This is a genomic window from Stenotrophomonas pictorum JCM 9942 (assembly GCF_001310775.1).
Classification (GTDB): Bacteria; Pseudomonadota; Gammaproteobacteria; order Xanthomonadales; family Xanthomonadaceae; genus Stenotrophomonas; species Stenotrophomonas pictorum.
The window spans coordinates 1-535 of sequence record NZ_BAZI01000817.1 but is presented as its reverse complement, the minus strand read 5'-3'; the positions used below and the strand labels follow the sequence as shown (position 1 = coordinate 535).

The 535-nt window shown below is 67.7% G+C and carries 1 protein-coding gene; it reads right to left on the bottom strand.

What is annotated here, in order from left to right:
* Window positions 1-215 precede the first annotated feature (215 nt).
* The coding region (locus JCM9942_RS17855) for a phosphate signaling complex PhoU family protein (RefSeq protein ID WP_304941178.1) at window positions 216-535 on the bottom strand (320 nt) is incomplete at its 5' end.

Here is a 535-nt window from a genome sequence, read left to right as displayed (position 1 = left end):
GTAGCCCTGGGCCAGGTCGGTCATGGCGAAGGCGGGCGCGGCCCCCAGGCTGCCGAGCAGCGCGGCACCGAGGGCGAGTGAGGTGGACTTGCGGATGTCGATGGCCATGGTCGGGGTGTCTCCGGTATCGGCTTGGGCCGGGGGAGGTCGGAGCTTAGCAAGCGCCTGCCGAAAAAAGCGTTAGCTTTCCACGACGACAGGCGCATGACCGCCGATCAGACGTGGTCGACAGTGCTGGTCTCATCGCGCTTCTCGCGCGGGGGCAGCGGCTGCTCGCCCTTGACCAGGAACCACACGTTCTCGGCGATGTTGGTGGCATGGTCGCCGATGCGCTCCAGGTTCTTGGCCATGAACAGCAGGTGCGTGCACGGGGTGATGTTGCGCGGGTCTTCCATCATGTAGGTGAGCAGCTCGCGGAACAGCGCGGTGTACTGGGCGTCCAGGCGGGCGTCATCCTCGCGCAGCTTCAGCGCGGCCTCGGCGTCGTTGTCGCGGTAGGCGTCCATGGCGCGCCGTACCTGCTGCGCGGCCAGCC